Origin of the sequence: Tuberibacillus calidus DSM 17572 (assembly GCF_000430685.1) — a bacterium.
Classification (GTDB): domain Bacteria; phylum Bacillota; class Bacilli; order Bacillales; family Sporolactobacillaceae; genus Tuberibacillus; species Tuberibacillus calidus.
Window position 1 is genome coordinate 1 of record NZ_AUMM01000029.1, and the last position, 19,515, is coordinate 19,515.

At 44.9% G+C, this 19,515-nt stretch carries 15 protein-coding genes; 8 read left to right on the forward strand and 7 right to left on the reverse strand.

Annotated elements, in window-relative coordinates:
* Positions 1-292 precede the first annotated feature (292 nt).
* The gene (menA, locus tag H532_RS0108505; protein WP_027725133.1) at positions 293-1,219 is read right to left on the reverse strand and encodes a 1,4-dihydroxy-2-naphthoate octaprenyltransferase; all 927 of its coding nucleotides are present in this window, start codon (positions 1,217-1,219) and stop codon (positions 293-295) included.
* 232 nt (positions 1,220-1,451) lie between these two features.
* Positions 1,452-1,949: a hypothetical protein gene (locus H532_RS18300; RefSeq protein WP_051263223.1), complete on the reverse strand. Its 498-nt coding sequence runs from the start codon at positions 1,947-1,949 to the stop codon at positions 1,452-1,454.
* Positions 1,950-2,503: 554 nt separating this feature from the next.
* Here H532_RS18300 and H532_RS0108520 point away from each other — a divergent pair.
* Entirely contained in the window at positions 2,504-3,418 is a 915-nt protein-coding gene (locus H532_RS0108520) for an aldo/keto reductase (protein ID WP_027725135.1), read from the forward strand.
* 39 nt (positions 3,419-3,457) lie between these two features.
* Positions 3,458-4,291, forward strand: a complete 834-nt coding sequence (locus tag H532_RS0108525; RefSeq protein ID WP_027725136.1) for a hypothetical protein — start codon at positions 3,458-3,460, stop codon at positions 4,289-4,291.
* An 82-nt stretch (positions 4,292-4,373) separates the two neighbouring features.
* Here the strand turns inward: H532_RS0108525 and H532_RS0108530 are convergent, their stop codons facing one another.
* Positions 4,374-5,126, reverse strand: coding sequence for an acyl-[acyl-carrier-protein] thioesterase (locus H532_RS0108530; protein ID WP_027725137.1), 753 nt, complete (start codon positions 5,124-5,126; stop codon positions 4,374-4,376).
* Positions 5,127-5,266: 140 nt separating this feature from the next.
* Between H532_RS0108530 and H532_RS0108535 the strand changes: the two genes are divergently transcribed.
* Both H532_RS0108535 and H532_RS0108540 read left to right on the forward strand, forming a co-directional pair.
* The gene (locus H532_RS0108535) at positions 5,267-5,692 is read left to right on the forward strand and encodes a YlbF/YmcA family competence regulator (RefSeq protein WP_027725138.1); all 426 of its coding nucleotides are present in this window, start codon (positions 5,267-5,269) and stop codon (positions 5,690-5,692) included.
* Positions 5,693-6,201: 509 nt separating this feature from the next.
* Positions 6,202-8,877: a tetratricopeptide repeat protein gene (locus tag H532_RS0108540; RefSeq protein WP_027725139.1), complete on the forward strand. Its 2,676-nt coding sequence runs from the start codon at positions 6,202-6,204 to the stop codon at positions 8,875-8,877.
* 119 nt (positions 8,878-8,996) lie between these two features.
* Here the strand turns inward: H532_RS0108540 and H532_RS0108545 are convergent, their stop codons facing one another.
* The 4 genes from H532_RS0108545 to H532_RS0108560 are packed head-to-tail and all read right to left on the reverse strand — an operon-like array spanning position 8,997 to position 12,779.
* On the reverse strand, positions 8,997-10,010 hold the full coding sequence (locus H532_RS0108545) for a FecCD family ABC transporter permease (RefSeq protein WP_027725140.1): 1,014 nt from the start codon (positions 10,008-10,010) through the stop codon (positions 8,997-8,999).
* Positions 10,007-11,014 carry a FecCD family ABC transporter permease gene (locus H532_RS0108550; protein ID WP_027725141.1) on the reverse strand — a complete coding sequence of 336 codons (1,008 nt, stop codon included), beginning with the start codon at positions 11,012-11,014 and terminating at the stop codon, positions 10,007-10,009. Before H532_RS0108550 ends, H532_RS0108545 begins: the two co-directional genes overlap by 4 nt.
* A gap of 57 nt (positions 11,015-11,071) precedes the next feature.
* The gene (locus tag H532_RS0108555) at positions 11,072-11,983 is read right to left on the reverse strand and encodes an iron-hydroxamate ABC transporter substrate-binding protein (RefSeq protein ID WP_027725142.1); all 912 of its coding nucleotides are present in this window, start codon (positions 11,981-11,983) and stop codon (positions 11,072-11,074) included.
* A complete protein-coding gene (locus tag H532_RS0108560; RefSeq protein WP_027725143.1) occupies positions 11,976-12,779 on the reverse strand; it encodes an ABC transporter ATP-binding protein in 804 nt (267 codons plus the stop codon). Before H532_RS0108560 ends, H532_RS0108555 begins: the two co-directional genes overlap by 8 nt.
* Before the next feature lie 122 nt (positions 12,780-12,901).
* On the opposite strand from H532_RS0108560, the gene H532_RS18305 reads away from it, so the two are divergent.
* From H532_RS18305 to H532_RS0108580, 4 genes are all read left to right on the forward strand, one after another.
* On the forward strand, positions 12,902-13,972 hold the full coding sequence (locus H532_RS18305) for an NAD(P)/FAD-dependent oxidoreductase (RefSeq protein WP_051263224.1): 1,071 nt from the start codon (positions 12,902-12,904) through the stop codon (positions 13,970-13,972).
* Between the two features lie 1,430 nt (positions 13,973-15,402).
* Complete coding sequence (locus tag H532_RS19565; protein WP_155995015.1) at positions 15,403-17,715, forward strand: DUF5011 domain-containing protein; 2,313 nt, start codon at positions 15,403-15,405, stop codon at positions 17,713-17,715.
* A 390-nt stretch (positions 17,716-18,105) separates the two neighbouring features.
* Positions 18,106-18,888 carry a DUF6230 family protein gene (locus H532_RS18315; RefSeq protein WP_051263225.1) on the forward strand — a complete coding sequence of 261 codons (783 nt, stop codon included), beginning with the start codon at positions 18,106-18,108 and terminating at the stop codon, positions 18,886-18,888.
* Between the two features lie 39 nt (positions 18,889-18,927).
* Positions 18,928-19,512, forward strand: coding sequence for a DUF6230 family protein (locus tag H532_RS0108580; RefSeq protein ID WP_245566437.1), 585 nt, complete (start codon positions 18,928-18,930; stop codon positions 19,510-19,512).
* The last annotated feature ends 3 nt before the right edge of the window (positions 19,513-19,515 follow it).

Below are 19,515 nucleotides of genomic sequence, written 5' to 3' on the forward strand. Positions count from 1 at the left end.
ATGTGTTCTCTGTGATTTGAGAGATTTTGCGATTTTGGTTATAATTCATGTATGAGTCCTCCTTGGTTCCTAAATTAGAGGTCAACATCCGTTGACACTCCGTACTATACCAAGAGGGCTCTATTTTTGTACAACCCGAAAAACCGCTATTTTGCCTCATTTTTCTTCAATACAGGAATGCTCCTTGTAAAAATATTTTTTCAAAGGCTATTATACGCCTTCTGTTTTATCCAAAAAGTGACCTATCTCATGATTAAGCGCGCTTCATTTCACCTCTTCCTGTCCACAAAAATTAAATATTGGCGATAAAAACGGAACCGTACAATGTGATGCCGAAAAGCCAATGGTGGAGGGCAGCCCACTTCATGGCTAGTCGTTCTTCCGTGGGGCTTGCCCCCGATCTTAATAAATAGCAAAGCTTAATGGCGGCTGGTACGGCGCAGACCGTGAGGAGTGAGAGTGCCGAAAGCAGTCCAAGCACGCTCAAAAGAAAAACGGAAAGGTATGCCGCTCCCAAAAGCGCATTCAGAACGCGCGCCCCCCGCTTTCTTCCCAGTCTCATGGCAATCGTCAGGCGTACGCCTTGATCTTTATCGATGTCGCGCAGATTATTCGTCAAAAGCATCGTTGCCGAAGCGAGCGACAGGGGAAGCGATAGGGCAAAAACCGCTGCATCAAGTAGGCGGCCTTGAACAACAAAACCGGCGGTTGTCGGGAATACTCCGAGAAAGAGAAAGGCAATGATTTCAGCTAACCCGAGACTTGATAATGAACGGCGGCCGGCTGAATATTTATAGCCGCAGAAAACGCCGAGTGCACCCATCCATAAAATCCAAAACTGGTGGCTGCGGGCTCCCACCCATAAACCGCCTAATCCTGCCAAAGCGAAAAGCAACGTGGCGACCGCTGGAATCAAACGGTAGGGTGGGTGGAGTACGGCATTTAAATTTTCTGAGAAGATCCATTTTTCCTGATCCTGTCCTTTTTGATAATCAAAGTAATCGTTCAGCATATTAACAGCAGATTGTACGAGCACCCCGACGACCAAAACGATCACAAAACGATCAACATGAAATGGGCCGTACCATGCAGCTAAAGCGCTGCCAAATGCGGCTGGGCTAATGGTTGCGGTAAACGTCAACGGGCGAATCAGGTGAAGCCATGAAAATCGGTAATATAAAAAGGCATGACGGACAGGCTTTTGTTGGATGATGCTCATGATAAAGCCTCCTGTATTCTCAGTTCCGTACATCAATAGCCGGCTTCTGAATAAACGTTTTTCGTTGGCACCGTCTTCCGCCTTTCGATTCGAGAACCAACTTTCAGCCAGATCCAGGCTGCCGAAATGTACAGCGGTAAAGCGCCATCCGTTTAAAAACGAGGTTTTTAAAAAAGGGGGCTGCGTCGGTTTATTTTGCTAAAATGAATGTTTTTCGGTTGGCAACGGAAAATCACAGAAAAACCATGATGATGATCAGCGCCAAAATACCGGCCGGTTCAATGGCTTCGATGAGAAGCAGGCGGAGGAGCGCCTTGTGCAAAGGTTTTTTCGCGCCGTGGTCGGCATTGGCCCACAACGGTTCATTACCGAGGAGTTTCAGTGCGTGGCGGTAGCCAATCCATGCACCCCATGTAAGGGAAAGCGCACCTATAATGAACGCGGTGGCCCAAAGATGGCCGAAAGTCGAGTGCCAAATGCTTTTCCAGTCGCGGATAGGGCCGGAAAGCGTACCGAGGAGAATACCCGTGACGATGACGCCAATACCAGCACACAGCAAAGGCAGATGAAACCACTTCATTAAACGCCGTAAAAGGAGGCGTTGTTCCTTATAGGGCATATGTTTATAGGCGGAGACGGCACTCCATCCGATAAAAAATAGACCACCTACCCACACGATGGCAAAAAGGATATGGAAAAATAAAAAAAGCGGATGTAGGCGAAAGCCCATCTTGGCGCCCCCTATTCATAAGTTTCAGATGACTAATACTATTTTAAAAAAGCCATTTACCTTAAATATTGATATACATCACATATTCTTTTTTCTAGGCGAAAAAATGTGACACGTGTCACGTTTGCTTTCCGATGGCTGGGCAGGATTGGCTTTTTTACGGAAGGAATGGGACTTATGAGACAGCACGTATTCCGAAGCATCATGCTGATGCATTTGGCACTTTTTTTATATGGGATGATTTTCAAATCGGCCGTCTAAAGAAATGTTTGTTGGGTGAAATGTTGGATGCAAAATCGACCGCATCTGTCGGAAAGCCGGGCAACGGCTGCTTAAAGCCACCTTTCGAATGATTTCCATGACCGGCCATGGAGCGGTTTTTTTAATCCTTGACGCCTTGATCATGGCAAAGCGGTGACGTATCATTTTAGGCATTCTGTTTTTAGGTATAGTCAACGGTCAGAAATATTTGCTAAACTGACAATGAAAAGAACGGACCAAAACTTCAGAAGATTTCACAAGATTGCACTGAAAATTGAAAGAAGGTTACAGGGATGAAGAAATTGGATATCGCCAATGAAATGACTGTGTCGGAAATTGCTTTGGGATGCATGAGAATCGCGGATTTGTCGCGGGATGAAGCCGAACGGCTCATCCGTACAGCGTTGGATGAAGGAATCGACTTTTTCGATCATGCGGATATTTACGGCGGGGGACAAAGCGAAGCCGTTTTTGCGGAAGTCCTTACACAGTCGCCGGGTTTAAGGGAGAAAATGTTTATTCAAACGAAATGCGCCATCCGAGAAGGATACTATGATTTTTCCAAAGAACACATTCTTCGTTCGGTGGATGGCAGCTTGAAACGCTTAAAGACGGACTATATTGATGTCTTGCTTTTACACCGGCCGGATACGCTTATGGAACCGGAAGAGGTAGCTGAAGCTTTCGATCGGTTGCATGCAGCCGGTAAGGTGAGAACGTTCGGCGTCAGCAATCATCATCCGATGCAAATTGAACTTCTTTCCAAATATCTTCATCAGAAACTTATCATTAATCAATTGCAGCTCAGCCTGACAAATACGACGATGATCGATGCTGGGCTGAATGTCAACATGGAAAATGCTCAGGCCGTGAATCGTGATGGCGGAGTGCTGGAATATTGCCGGTTAAAAGGGATCACGATTCAGGCATGGTCCCCGTTGCAATTTGGGTTTTTTGAAGGTGTGTTTTTAGATCATGAACGTTTTCCGGAGCTGAATGAAAAGTTAGGTGAAATGGCGGAGAAGAACGGGGTGACAAAATCGGCAGTGGCCATCGCATGGATTTTAAGGCATCCGGCGCGCATCCAACCCATTGTTGGAACAACGAATCCGGCAAGGCTAAGGGATATTTGCCGAGCCTCACAGGTTTCTTTGACTCGCAAGGAATGGTATGACCTATATAAAGCAGCTGGGAAAACATTACCTTAACAGCGTTCATTAACCCGCCCGGCGAAAGAGGGGAAAAGGATGAAACGACTTTTTTGGATCGTCATTGGATTGATCGTGACGATCTCGGTATTCTGGTTCATCGGCGAGTCTTATTTTTCAAAAACAGCAGGCTCACAGGCTAAGATTTTTATTTATCGGGATGACCACCAATTGTGGTGGCTCAGCCTCACTGGTCGCAGTCATGACGTGTCCGGAGAGTATTATCGTTGGACGATACAGGAGAAAGCGGGGAGTCCGCCAACTTGGCAGAAACAAGCAGATTCTGTGACCGGCAAGGTGACAGATGATGGTTATCAATTGTTAATGAATCGTAACGGGACGAAAGAAACATTTTCTGCTAAGTATGTGGATGGAAAGCTTATGGTAAAAGGTTTCCCGTTGACACCCGTTTCCCAATCTAAGCTTAAGTCATATCAACAAGCATTTAAAGAAGATTGGGAACAAACCGTCTATGTGGCAGAACAAAAGGAAAATGAACGGCTCGACCGTTTTTTTAGCGACCTGCGCAAAGTTTATGGCTATCTCTATGCCCCGGACAACAGTCAAGAATGGTTATTTCTAAAGGTTGAAGAAGCGCTACGCGAAGGGGAATGGTCATGCACACTCCAAGTTGTTGAAAAAAAACCTCATCGAACAACGACGTATCACTTAAATGGAATTACGGATGGTTTGATGGCAAAACTCTATACGACGGTAGACGGAAAATCTGTTACTCTTGAGGGGAAATTCCGCAATGTAGCAAAAGATCTGGAATTGACATATTGGAAAACAGGTGAGACCGTCCATTTTCAAGCTGTGAACGAAACCGAATACCAGAAGCGGTGGCGTTCGTTTTTAGAAGGCGATCAATAATTCGCCTATTTTTTTATTATGTGACCCGTTCAGGTGAAGGATTGGGAGGATCAAAAAAGAGCCGCATGTTTTTAAAAACGGCTCAATCTATGGTGAGGCGTGATCTGAAGACGGCATGGTTGTCCTTTTCGTTGACGCCTTCGATGTAAATGATGCCTTCACCCGCTTTGGACACGTCTTTTAAAAGGATGAGTGTGTCACCCGGCAATGCTTCGTGCATGAAATTCAGATCCACAGAACGGAGGGAATGTTTTTTATGCTCCGCAACGGGGAAACAGTCCATAATGTAGTCCACGTATTTAGAATTATTGAGATGGCCGTTAAAATCAATATCGCTGTAGCCGATGACCTTTTTATAAGCGACTTCTAATTGGCCGAAATCTTTCATCCTCCCTAATTTTGCCTCGATTGCCCGTTCTGTCATGTTTTCCGGATAACGAATGTTGATGAGCTCACTCCGCTTAATTTTTCTTTCTTTAATGTCCATGATCACCCATTTGGAGATGGCCCGAATGATCGTCTTGCCGTTTGCATCTTTCACAAGAAAATCCCGGTCAAACTCAATCTTGCCCGGTTCCAGCGGCCAGGTTTCAATCAGGATCTCTTCATCCCATTTCGGCAAACGATCGATGTCGACGCGGATGCGTGTTAAAATCCAGGCGACCCCATATTTCTTCTCAAGGGTTTCAATCCCATAACCGAGGTCGATGGAAGCGAGGCTTGCAATGTCTTGTAAATATCCAAATAAAGCGCTTAGCTTAAGTTTTTTTGTAAAATCTACATCTCGAAGGTCGACATGATAGGTTCTTTTAAAAACGGATAAGACGGTTTCCATCGGCATGACTCTCCTTTATTAACACGCTTTTATTTTAGCACATTGTTTGATTCCAATAAAAGGAATCCAAACGATTGAAATTTTTGTGGTACATGGCCTTTTGTTATAAACTATAATTAACCTAGTGAGGGAGGATAAGCATGAATACAACGTTCGAGATGGATAAAATCAGGGAAAAAACGGAAGAACTTTGCCGGCTGATTTTGGAACAACCGGCGTTTCCAGATATTAAAGCAAAGATCAATAGTTTTCTCATGGATAAAGAAGCTCAAGCGGTTTATGATGAAGCCATTGAGAAACAGCGGGCGCTACAAGAAAAACAACAACAAGGCTTGCCATTTGATGAAGATGAGTTTGCCGATTTTCAAGCAAGCCGGGAAAAACTGTATGCCAATCCTGTTGCGCGGGACTTTCTTTCTGCTTATGAAGAAGTCGATAAACTCCAGAACTTGATCGTGCAGTATGTCATGAAAACGATTGAACTGGAAAAAGTGCCAACAGAAGCTGACCTCGGTGGCGGTTGTGCTTGTGGCGGTGGCGGCGCGTGTGCGTGCGGTGCTGACTAGTCCGGTAACCACTTTCTTCAAGTAAGTGAGGAAAAAGTTCAATCGCCCAAAAAAATTTAATAAAAGCAAGCCCCAAGTTGATGAAAGGACGTTTCGGCGTTCTTTTTTCTTTTGCCAAGGGACTGAAACGGTCGGAATGTGTCGAATAATAAATAAGTGGACAAAAAATATTGTGCGGAGAAACAAGCTGATGTTTTAAACATCCATGGATGTTCATATAAATAAAAAGACGAGAGGGCTCGGACTTTTAAATGGGTAAAGCTTCATAAGTCTTTAAGTCCGTAACAAATGGGATGCGGACTTTAAAAGTCATGCACATAATCATGATTAAGGCGGTAAGATCTGAGGGTTGGATGCATATCACCACGATGTCCAAATCCCGAGATGGGTAACATTTGGGAGCAAACGCCTTTAAAGCCACTCTATTCGGGTTTTAATTTTGATGCACGGTGAGACTCCGAAAAGTTGGTGGCATTTAAGACGTGATTTTATGGGGACGGGGGATCAAGATGACAGTTGAAAAAAACCTCATCAATAAAACCTTTTATAAAAGTTTAATGGGAGAAAAAAGCCACGAGGAGCCGGCAAAATTTTTGGGAAATATGTACGCGCAGGAACAGCATAAAGATGTGCCTGAGCTCGCGTACATTCGCTTTGCCCAAGGGGAAGTGTATTTTCATCATAAGGACTATGAAGCGGCCATCTTTAAGTGGGAAAAGGTGGATAATGAATTAAAGCCCTGGGCTTTGAAAAACATCGGTGATGCCCACTTTGAGCTCGGCTGGCTCGCTTTGGCGGAAGATTTTTATAAACAGGTCGATCCCGATTCGGACGTCTTGAAAACAGAAGTGCTCCTGCAGCTTCTCTCTTTGTATGAACTGTTGGATCGGCATGAAGAGGCGGTCGCCACGATCAAAAAGGCCGTTCAGTTAAATCCCGATTATCCAAATGTGACGGAGATGGCCCGGACCTATTTTGAAGAACAGAATGATTGGGACAATGCTGTCGAGTTGGCAGTCAATGAAGCGATACGAACAGGAGGCCCATCTTGGTTTTCCCTTCTTGAAAACTATATCGAGCAAAAACATATTTTGCGTTTTCCACCGAATTATTTCCGCCCGGTTTTAGATAAACTTTATGAGGTAAACCGTGCCCGCTTGGAAGAGCTTTCTGCGGCGCTTTGGGTGACGTATAAACAAAGCGGATATTATTTCAGGTGGCTTACGACATTTTGTGATTTTCTTGATACGCAATCCCTGGAAGAATCTTATACTTGGCATAAGCTATCACCACTTTTTAGAACGACTTGCGCTGAATTAGTGGGTGGGAAGTATCTTTTACGGGAAATTTCTGATTTAATGCCGAGGCTCTTGACCCATTGGCTGAGGACGGCGACATTGGAAGATCGGCCATTGGCGGCTTCTCTAGTACTTGCCTGGGAAGAGTTGTTTCCGGAAACGCTTCCTGAACATTCAGTCCTTTCGGCCGAGTCCATGTTGAACGACGGCCAGCGTCCAAAAAATGTGATGGATGCGTGCAGCCAACTTTTTGAAGCCGTTTTAACTTGGGGGAAAAATGAGGGGATTTTACCCGACGATGACATACAATGGAAGGTCGGCGAACTGTTCGATTTTAATCATTATCACTTGATGATTGCCTCCCCAGCATCCGCAACCTGCCGAACGGCTTTCAGTCGATTGTTTATGGATCAAGACATGGAAGTGGCTTTTGCAGAAAGCGAAATGGCTATGATGGCTGAACCTGATGCGAAAGACGCGGTGATGCGTCTTGTCTTTCCATGCCGGTTTTCGGCACCGCAATTTAAGGAAGATGGTACGGGGCTTGATTTAATGGCCGCTCCCTTCACGCTTGATTCCAACCGTATAACGGATGAGGTTTTACAAGATCTTGAGTTTTGCGATGGGCTAATCTATGTTGTCAGCAATGAAAGGGATTTTGACCTGGTGCTCCAGATCAAGGCTTACTTACCCGAGTTACCGATTCATTTTGTTCTGTGGAATTTTGAATGGATGGACAAAGAAAAAGCGTTGCAATGGGTGGATCAAATCGTTACCGAGATCGAACGCCATTTCCCGCATGCAGAAGTGACGGCATTGTCGACCACGCGCGATCCTGAAAAATTGGCCGCGGAGCTTCTTAAATCGGCACGGGCAGCCATTGACACCGTCCGTTTAGAGAAATTGCGACCGTCCAAGCTTCTTCATTTTATAAAATTGTCCCTAAGGTCGCTTCTCGATAAACGGGTTGAGGCGGAACGGGCCATGATGGAACATATCGAATGGTATGAAGAGCTCATTGCGACACTGGAAGAAGCGATCAATCGGGTCCAAGAGTTGGAAGAGGAAAAAACGCAAACCGTGAAGCAGGCATTTGGTTTTATTAAAAATGAATGGCACAAGGATTTATTGACGACCATTCCCGACTTGTTAAAAAAATGTTCGGAACTCATTACTTTCAGCATGGACATATCCAAAATCCACGTGTTCATAAATGACGAAATGAATCGGCGTCTTACAACATTTATCGAGGATACGGCTCTTCCAAATTTCCGCAAAGCGGTAGAGGAGTGGATGGAAGTCTGCGAGGAAGAGTTTGGGGACAGTCAGTCACAATTGAATGAATGTGGTAACAAGCTGAATGCTTTATATGGTGAAGAAAAATTGGCGCTAAATGGTGATTTTAAGGTTTTGGAAGACTGGCGCCGCGACATCTATCGAATGACACAAGGCGGCATACCGCTTGAGAAAACCAATATTTTATTGCGCCTCACGCCTTCCCGCCTCCTTTTAAAGAGTGCCGGGAAACTATTCGGAGCCGTTTCGAAAAACAAAGACTTAATCCTTAATAAATACAAACAATTTATTGCAAGCAAAGATTATACAGAGACGGCCGAATCCGTCGCAAACCAATTCATACAGCAATTTGATTTGTTTGAACGTTCGCTTTCACGAGATATCAAAATGTTCTTTGACCCGCCTTCCGCTGCGCTTACGAAAGCGTTGGAGGAAGCACAGGCTGAAGTCGCCGCCCGCCGGGATGCATTGAAGGACTTGCAAAAAAATCCCGAAGAGTTCCGCGACCCGCTTACCCTGTTCGAACTGCGCCAGCGCCAATTGGAGTGGCTCAGTGACACCCCCGCCCGCAATCTGGTGGAATATTTTTGATTAAAAAAGTCGAGATGCTGTGGGGGTTGATTAAGAAAAAATTTAAGTGCCCTTTCATAAGGGTTGGCATACTTAAAAAACCGGGCATTAACCCGGTTTTTTATTCTAACGGTGAATGTTTACGTTTTCTGCCGGAAAAACAGATAAATAAAATATGGGGCGCCGATGAGCGAGACGATAATGCCGGCGGGGATGCCGTCCGGCGGTACGATATTGTGACCGATAAGGTCGGCTGTCATCAGTAGCCAGCCGCCGATTAAAACGGCAATCGGTATATATAATTGGCTGCGCGGACCGACAAGTGCTTTGGCTAAGTGCGGAGCCATGAGTCCGATGAATGATATACTGCCGGTAACCGAGACACTAGAGGCAGCTAAGCCCACCGCAGCCGCGAGCAAAATGAGCCGCTCTTTTTGAATCGGTAAGCCGAGCCCGATGCTCGTGGTATCATGCAGGCTAAGTAAGTTTAAGCTTTGGGCTTTATACAAGGTAAAAGGGATAAGGACCACGAGCCATGGAAGCACTGCCAGAATAAACGGCCAGCCGTCACCCCAAATCGATCCGGCGAGCCATGAAGCGATGAAATTCACCTTTTGCTTGTCGGATGAACTAATGATGACGATCATTAACCCGGAAAGGGCCAAGCTAAATCCAACCCCGACAAGAATAAAGCGAACGGGCTCTAAGGCCGCATTTTTTGTATAAGAAAAACCGTAAATCAGACAAGCCGTGATAAAGGCGCCGATAAAGGCGGCGATAGGCAAAATATAGGTAAAACTATCGTGATTGACAGGTGCGAAAAGAAAATAAACGGCAACCGCTACCCCTGCTCCAGAATTAATGCCAATCACGCCGGGGTCTGCCAGGTCGTTTCTTGACAGATTTTGCAAAATAGCCCCTGAAGCAGCAAGCGCCATGCCAGAAAGCAGCGTAATGAGAAGTCGCGGCAGGCGAATGTCAAAAATGACAAATTCGTCCATAGGGTTTCCGTGGCCGATCAAGGCCAAAAGCGTTTGGGCATACGAAAGCGATGCGCTGCCAATGCTTAAACCGGTTAAACCGGTCAATAAAATTAAAAGCACCAATAATAAAATGATCCGCCTCTGCTTTTTTAACAAAGAAGTTGCCATCATGAGCGAAGCTGACCCCCTTTGCGCACGACATATAAAAAGAAAGGCAATCCTAAAATCGTGATAATGGCGGCAACGGGAGTCTCATAAGGAGCGTGGATGGTTCGCCCCAAAAGGTCCGCGAGCGACATGAAACTTGCCCCGAATAATGCGGAGATAGGAATGACAAACCGATAATCCGTACCGACAAACGGCCGGACGAGGTGCGGAATCATTAACCCGATAAAAGCCATATTGCCAACGAGCGCAACAGCACAACCGGTTAGGATAATGACAATAATCAGCAGTAAAATTTTTATTTGAAGCGTCTTTTGCCCGACGGCAATCGCTACTTCTTCATTCAGGCTTAGTATAGTGAGCTGCCTCGACAAGGCGACCGCCAAAAAAAGCCCGATCAAAATAATCGGCGTAATGATCTGAAGTTGATGCCAAGTAGTACCGACGAGACCCCCTGCCGTCCACATGGAGACGTCTTTAGAAATTTTAAATGTGAGCGCGACACCTTGGGCGATGGCTTCAAGAAAAGCCGTGATGGCTACCCCTGCTAAAACCATGCGCACAGGGGAAAAGAGGCTCTTTTTCACGGCACCGATGCCAAAAACCATGAGACCGCCGGCCGCTGCCCCGATGAAACAGGCGACCGTCAACCATAGATATGATGCGGTCGGAACAAAGGCCATGGTGACTGCAAGTGCGGCATTCGCACCGGCTGTCAACCCGAGTAACCCAGGGTCGGCGAGCGGGTTACGCGTTAATCCTTGAATGATGGCACCGGAGACAGATAGGGCCGCCCCGACAAGAATAGCACCAATTTCCCGCGGCAGCCGAATTTCCCGAAAAATATTAAAGGTTTCATTCGTTTTATGGGAGAAAAAGGCATGGAACACTTTAGCCATGTCCAAATCCGCTGCGCCGAATGTTAACGCCAAAATAAAGGTAACGATAAGAAGGATTAAAGCGATGAAGAGTTTATATGTAAAAGAAAATGCATGCATGAAACCACTCATCTTTTTCTTGATTTTTGTTAAAAAGAGGAATTCCATTTTAAGAATTCCTCTTTTCTATTATTCACCGAGAAAAGCTTTTTTGAAAAAATCCAGTTGGTATTCCAATGAAATGGGATCGTTAAAGTAAAACGCTTTGGCATTGACGGTGTAAACATGACCGTTTTTCACGGCAGGGATATTTTTATAGGTGTCGGTCGTCATAAAGGAAGCATCCGCGTTTGGGTCTTTGCTGAAAATGACGTAATCTCCGCAGTACTCCGGCAAAACTTCAGGCGAGATGGCAAACCAGCCGGGTTTTAGCGCATCCCTTTTCACGGCTTTGGGCATGTTCAACTTCATTTCTTGATAGAGAGGCTCGGTGCCGCGCGCCCAGTTATTCCCGAAGACATAGAGCTGTTTTCCGGAATTTTCAATAACGGAAACCGTTGCATCCTCACCAATTTTCGCTTTGATTTCTTTCCCAAGTGCTTCGGCGCGTTTTTTATAATCGGCGACCCAAGCTTTGGCTTGTTTTTCTTTATTTAAAAGCTTGCCGATTTCAATGAATTGGTTCAAATAGTCCAATTTGCCGTACGTATAGGTCACGGTCGGTGCAATTTTTTTGAGCTTATCAATATTTTTTGTCGTGGACAGGCCGATGATCAAATCGGGTTTCAGCGCAATAATTTTTTCAATGTCATTTTCAGAAACGGCTTCAACCCCTTTTAAAGCCTCTTTAAAATTAGGGTTGTCTTTCGCGTATGAGTCAACACCAACGAGCGGGACGCCTAATTTTAGAACGTCACCGGTAAAGGTTGATAAAACAATGACGCGTTTCGGATGGGCCGGCACTTCCACCGGGCCGTTTTCCGATTGGTATGTGACCGTTTTCGGAGCGGTACTTTCGGATTTGGAATCATTGTTTTGACCACAAGCGCTAAATAACAGCACTGCCGGCAAGAGGAGTAAAAGCATCAGTTTTCTATACATAAGCGGTTTCTCCTTTAATTAGATTGTAAGTCGTGCAGAGCGGTTTTCCCGTCAATGGGTCAGTGCCAATCACAGCTTCAATGTGAAAAACTTCTCTTAGAACATCTGCCTGAATGACGTCTTCACATGTCCCGGCTTTGACGATGCGGCCGTTTTTTAAAGCGATAATGTAATCGCAAAAGCGCGCCGCTTGATTAATATCGTGCAGAACCATGACGATCGTCCGTTGCTGTTCGTCATTCAGCCGCTTTAACAGCTCCAAGACTTCTAACTGGTGAGCAATATCCAAATAAGTCGTTGGTTCATCAAGAAAAATGACATCGGTTTCTTGAGCGAGTGCTAAAGCAATCCAGACCCTTTGCCGCTGCCCCCCGGAAAGAGCATCGACCGGATGATTTTTGAAGGCAGAAACACCTGTCACTTCGAGCGCCCAGTGAATGACGTCGCGGTCCTTTTGTGTCAGATGACCAAAACCTTTTTGATAAGGATAGCGCCCGTAAGAAACGAGCTCGCCGACGGTTAATCCTGCCGGACACTCTGGTGATTGAGGGAGGATGGCCATTTTTTTGGCAAGCTCTTTGGTTTTAATTTCCGTGATGCGCTTTCCGTCAATGATAACGGATCCGGATTGAGCAGCAATGATCCGCGTCATGGCTTTTAAAAGCGTAGATTTTCCGCAGCCATTCGCGCCGATGATCGCTGTGATGCGATTTTCCGGTATTTGAACCGTTAAATCCTCGACGATGGTGCGCTCACCGTAACCAATATGTAGATTTTCCGTATATATTTGAACCATGTTTTTCCCTCAAATCATAAAAAAATATTGATAACAATTATCAATATCATTTATAATATGATTATAGTGAGAATGTTTCTCATTTGTCAATTGATTTTTTTATACGGCTTGGGGGATCGACAATGAACGAAATGAACGTTTTTGACGTGACGGTGATCGGCGGGGGACCAGCGGGGTTATTCTCGGCCTTTTACAGCGGTTTAAGGAAAATGAAAACAAAAGTTATCGAGTACCATCCATATCTCGGCGGGAAAGTCCGCCTTTATCCGGAAAAAACGATTTGGGATGTCGGTGGGCTTCCTCCCGTTACGGGCGCCGATCTTATTGATAATCTAGTCGCACAAGGGCTGACATTTCAACCGGAAGTCGTTTTAAATGAAAAGATTGTTGCGATTCAAAAACAGGATGGTCTATTTGTGCTCGAAGCGGCATCTGGGCGTAAGCATTACTCCAAAACCGTCATCGTCGCTGTCGGCAGCGGCATTTTAAAACATACCAAACTGGATGTTGCTGGGGCGGAGCGTTTTGAACATAGCAATTTACACTACACCGTGACATCACTTGAAGACTTCAGGGATCAAACGGTTTTAATCTCGGGCGGCGGCAATTCCGCGATTGATTGGGCCGTCGAATTGGAGCCTTATGCGAAAAAAGTGTATATCGTCTGTCGCGGTGAGGAGCTTTGCGGCCACGAAGCGCAAATCACACATATCATGAACAGTTCGGTGGAATGTTTACCGCAAACAACTATTACGAATCTGATCCCTGCGGTAAATGAAGACAGAATCCAACAGGTAGAATTAACAAGGAACGGCAGCGATGTTTTTCGTGTAGACGTGGATGCGGTCATCGTCAATCACGGTTTTGACATGGATACCGAACTCCTCAAAAATGCTGAACTAGGCCTAGAGCTGGTGGATGATTATTTTATAAAAGGAACAGCGAAATGCGAATCCACAGTGCCCGGTTTATTTGCTGCTGGTGACATTCTTCATTATGATGGTAAATTAAACTTGCTCGCCGGCTGCTTTCAAGACGCCGCGAACGCTGTCAACCAAGCCAAAAAATATATTGAACCTGATGCAGAAGCCTTTGCCATGGTGTCCTCACACAACGAAGTGTTTAATGAACTCAATAAAAAATGGAAGCAATCGACACAAAAGGCACAGAGTCATGTTCTTCAAAAAGCATAACATTTGTATAGATAAAAATCAGACCGAGCGGAAAGCTAGGATCCTATCGGCAGATCTCATTTTGGGGATCGGCCGAAAGGGTCCTTTTTTTCGTTAAAAAGTATAGAGAATTGGCTTAATCTAGCACTACTATCAGGCTGTATGTCGTGCGTAATTCTTGTGCCTAGCCACCCTTGCGCGACTTTTATAGCTCACGATACAAAAAAGTTTGCCAAAACGGCATTAATGCGCATTTTACTGCTGGAAAAGTTATTAAAAATACAGGGATATTCCATAATATGGAATAATTGCAGTAATATTTGTAAAAAACTGGAGCATATGCGCATTTCTATGCCTGATCCTGGGTAAAAGTGCGCAAAAAACAAATTTATGCTCATTTTTCAGCTGAAACAGCCGCGAAAATGAGCAGACGCTCCATAATATGGAAGAATCGCAGCTAAAAATGGTAATAACTGGAGCATATGCACGTTTCTAAGCCAGATCCTGGGCAAAAATGCGCAAAAAACGAATTTATGCTCACTTTTTGGACGTAAAGCGCAAGAAAATGAGCAGACGCTCCATAATATGGAAGAATCGTAGCTAAAAATGGTAATAACTGGAGCGTATGCGCGTTTCTAAGCCAGATCCTGGGCAAAAATGCGCAAAAAACAAATTTATGCTCATTTTTCAGCTGAAACAGCCGCGAAAATGAGCAGACGCTCCATAATATGGAAGAATCGTAGCTAAAAATGGTAATAACTGGAGCGTATACGCGTTTCCAAGCCAGATCCTAGGCAAAAATGCGCAAAAAACAAATTTATGCTCATTTTTCAGCTGAAACAGCCACGAAAATGAGCAGACACTCCATAATATGGAAGAACCGCAGCTAAAAATGGTAATAACTGGAGCATATGCGCATTTCTAAGCCAGATCCTAGGTAAAAGTGCGCAAAAACGGGATTTATGTGCACATTTTTGCTTGAAGAGCGTGGTATTTTTCATTTTTGTTTAGCGATGAAAATGAGGATGGGTGAAGAGGTTTTGATTTTATTCAGTTGCCTTTGCAATGTTTGTCGCACTTTGTAGAAGAGACGGAATAGTCGTACAAATGTCGGGATGCTCCAGCCTATGCTCAACCATTTCCTATATTTTTCGGGATAGGCTACAACCTAGTAAGGATTTACTATAAAAATGAAAAATCGTCCGGAATCAAATGTGATGCCATCTCTGAACCTCAATTCTTTATCCTTCTCTCGTTTTATAAAAATGTAAAGGCTTACAAAGTTTTATAGAAATAGTTAAAGATGCTGAAGTCAATGGTTGCACCAAGCTCGAAGGAGGTGGTGTGGGGGTCACAGGAGGTAGAAAATTCCCATCATCAAGCAGGACAAGATCTTAAAAAAGGAGGAATGTAACATTAAAAGGGTATTGAAAAAGGCGGCCACCCTTACTTTGGCTTTTTCTTTAACTCTACTATATTCCAATGTTAGACCACTCGCAGCCAGTGCCGCCGATGAGACTGTTTCTAAAGAAACCCATTTGACGTACCATTGTACGGTTAAACAACCAATTGAGCAAGAATTTGACATGCCGGTCACGATTAAAGGAACGGTCCCCACAGTTGTAGAGCCGGGGGAAGAGGTAACGATCAATAATTCACAGACGACAGTTACTATTCCTATGGTACAAGTTGGTGTTATGAAACTGCTTGGGAACTATGTATCGGGGAAAACGACGAAGTTTGAAATCCAGTCGTTGAATACGGATAAAACGATCAATGTTGCTGACCAAGCGGATCTTGAGATTCCCGAGACGACAATTGACCCAACTAAGGATATGGAACTGACCGTGCCTGATCCGGCTATTAGTGTCAGCGGATTTAAGGCAGGGAAAGAAGGAACTCTGACATTAAAAGCCGGTGAAATTGATACTCACTTAGATATTACTGGAGGTGCACAAGAGGTTGCGGTTGAAGCTTCCTGTGTGCCAACGGACAAGGATACAACAATTGCCACCATTACCATCCAAGAAAAAGCCGTTGATGAAGCCCCGCAAATCACCTTAAATGGTGACAATCCCATGAAGGTTGAACTCGGTGATGCTTGGAAGGATCCGGGGGCAACGGCGAGTGATGATGTCGATGGGGATTTGACCGCTCAGATTAAAGTTTCTGGGGATAAAGTCGATCCTGATAAACTCGGTACTTATAAGGTGACCTATTCTGTCACCGATAGCGCAGGGCATACCACTACCGTTGACAGAACGGTTAATGTCGTGAAACCGGAAGGAAGCATTTTATACAGTTGTAACGTCACCCAACCCATTCCTTTAACTTTCACGATGCCAGTCATTGTAAAAGGAAAGGCGCCTGAAACGGTGAAACCAGGTGCGGCTATTAAAATTACCGAGTCCCAATCCATCGTTAAAATTCCGTCTTCTACGGTCGATGTCATGCGTCTGTTACATGCGACATCTGTAACAGGAACGACAGATGAATTTTTACTCCATGCGACAAATAAGGATGCAACCGTTGACGTCGCTAAACAACAAGGCGGCGCCATCCAAATTCCTGAAACGCCAGTACCAACCGAAGGCCCGATAACACTGACCGTTCCGGATCAAGGAATGGAAGTCACCGGATTTACGGCTGGTGATGAAGGGGTTCTCACCATTAAAGCTGGTGAAATTAAAACGACGATGAAGCTTAATGGCGTTCCTGACATTCTTTCGACAACCGTTGCCGTATGTAACCCGATGGACGGTGAAGATACAACAGCTAATACCATCAAAATCGATGGGGAAGCACCGGTCATCACCTTAAACGGGGAAAACCCGATGACGGTTGATTATGGAAGCACTTTTAATGATCCAGGCGCTAAGGCTAATGACAATTTGGATGGCGACATCAGCGACCAAATCGTCGTAACCGGTGAAGTAGACACGCATAAAGTTGGAAGCTATACCCTTACTTATACGGTAAGCGACCGCGCTGGGAATACCGCTACGGCAGAGCGAACAGTGAAAGTTGTTGATAACGAAAAACCGGTCATCACGCTTAATGGCGACAATCCGATGACGGTAGAGATGGGAAGCACATTCGAAGACCCCGGCGCAACGGCAACTGATAATGTTGATGGTGACTTGACGAGACAAATTCAAGTGACAGGCAGTGTCGATACGAGCCAGTTCGGCACGTACACGTTGACATACTCGGTCACGGATAGCGCCGGAAACACGGCAACGGCCACTCGGACAGTCAACGTCGTGAAGTCAAAGGGTACCATCACTCCGGGTGAAGAAACGGTTGTTTATCCAGGAGAACAGGTCACGATTGACGGGACCAATATCGTATTGACCATGCCGGAAGACCTGCCGCTCGGTACGACGTTGACCGTAACGGACGTAAGCAACTCCGACGCTGTGTCGAAAGCGGAAGGTTTAGAGCTTGCCGGGCATGTGTATCAATTTGACTTCACTTATCCAAATGGTCAAGCACCAAAAGGTACCTTTACCTTGACCATGGGGTATGATACCGGTAAATATTCCTCAGATCAAGTCGATATTTTCTTTAGCATTATGGTCATTGAGCCGCTGCAGATGGGTGAGAATGGCTTGCCATTCTTTTTCGATAGCCCCCCGATAGTGCTTGAGCATTTGGAAACCGGTTTCAATAATTTGCGTCATTTCCTGACTCAGCGATTCCATGACGATAATCCCCCTGCTTTTTTTCATAGGTATGAACGGATAAAAAGCATAGCGCCATGATGTCATGCCAGGCTCAGCGCCTAATCCCTCGGACTACTCCGATCCCCCTCTAGAGCGATGCCAGCATCCCCGAGGACATCCGATGGCCATCAGGACTAAGCGGTGAGTTTTTTGCTTTTATGACGGAATTAATAATAAAATCTATCAACTTAAAATATACCATATTTCACCAACTGTTTATAGACAGAATCTTTCGACGTTATGTGACAAAGTACCTTGTACAAAAGTCGGGGTCTCATCATGTTTAAGCGCTGTCATCCGATTTTTATCGGGGTGTGTATAACTAAACATTTATCTTATAATATCATTAAGTGACATCATTCTGAATAGTCTACAAATATAACGCGAGGTATCTCGAAATCGTTATAAGAGAGGAGGTTTAAAAGACATATGAGTGGCTCCGTCGTTATTGGCTATACGATGAAAAAGAAATTTTTCGCGGCTCTTTTTGCTGGATTGCTCGTGCTTGCCGCAATGGGAGGGATTTTCGGTATCACTGGTACCGCCTTTGCCTTGCCATTAGGAGGGATGGGTGATTTCCATGTACAGTTTGAGAAGTTGGAAGGAAAAGGCTTTTCCCTTATGCCGCAGATCGGCGAGACCGGAGATTCCAATCAAGCCCCTTTAGTTCGAAACAAGATAGACAGCGCAACGGTTTACGGGCTATTAATCTACAAGGATTTAAAATTACCAACTGGCAAATGGATCCGAATAAACATTGAAGGCACACAGCCTACGACCATTAAAGGTTTAATACAGGATGCCCGTTACATCAGTGCTAACTTGCAATTTAATGAACTAGCCGTTGAGGAGCATAACACGGCGAAAATGTCGGCTGAAGAAGCTTTCAAAAACAATTGGGGGCAATCGGCAGATACCGTAACGATTACGGATGGCAAAATTGTAACCGATTACTTATTCCAGAACATGGTTAATTTACAAGGTGCAAAAATTTCCATACAAAGCATTGACAAACCCGGTGAAGTGGCCGATTCTGATCACTCATCTGGTATCGCTCAATCTGGGTCTGGCGGTGACAATGGCGATTCGGATTTAGGCGGAAGGTTGCCGGATACCGCTAGCAATACTTTTATGTTTATTGCGATAAGTTCATTTTTGATTGTTCTTGGCACCGCGATTATTTTACGTAAGCGCATGTTTAAAGGAATTTAAGGATGCTTGAAAAATCTTGCGGCACGCGGGGTGAATCTAGTGGAAACGAAAATGTCTGTGGGATTTACTGTCAAGAAAAAATTCGTGGCTGCGTTGATTTGTGGCTTGATCGTACTTGGTGCCATGGTCGGTGTCTTCGGCATGACCGGAACGGCTTTAGCTTTGCCTCTTGGTGGCATGGGTGACTTCTACGTGCAATTCGACAAGTTAGAAGGCAAAGGTTTTGAAATGCTACCGCAAATTGGCGAAACGGGGAATTCGGATGCCTCGCCGATGGTGCGAAACAAAATTGAAGAGGCGACCGTTTACAATTTGCTTATTTATAAGGATTTAAAACTCCCGGATGGTAAATGGATTAGGGTTAATATTAAGGGCACACAACCTACGGAGATTCATGGTTTGATCCAAGATGCGAGATATATTGAGGCGAATTTGCAATTTAGCAATTTAGGCATCCATGAAAAAAACACGGATGATTATACCAAAAACTGGTCGCAATCCGCGGAGAAAGTAACCATTACCAACGCCAAAATCGTGACGGATTATTTGTTCCAAACCATGGTTAAGTTGCAAGGCGCTAAGATTTCCATAGAAAGCATCGACAAACCAGAAACGATCAATTAAATG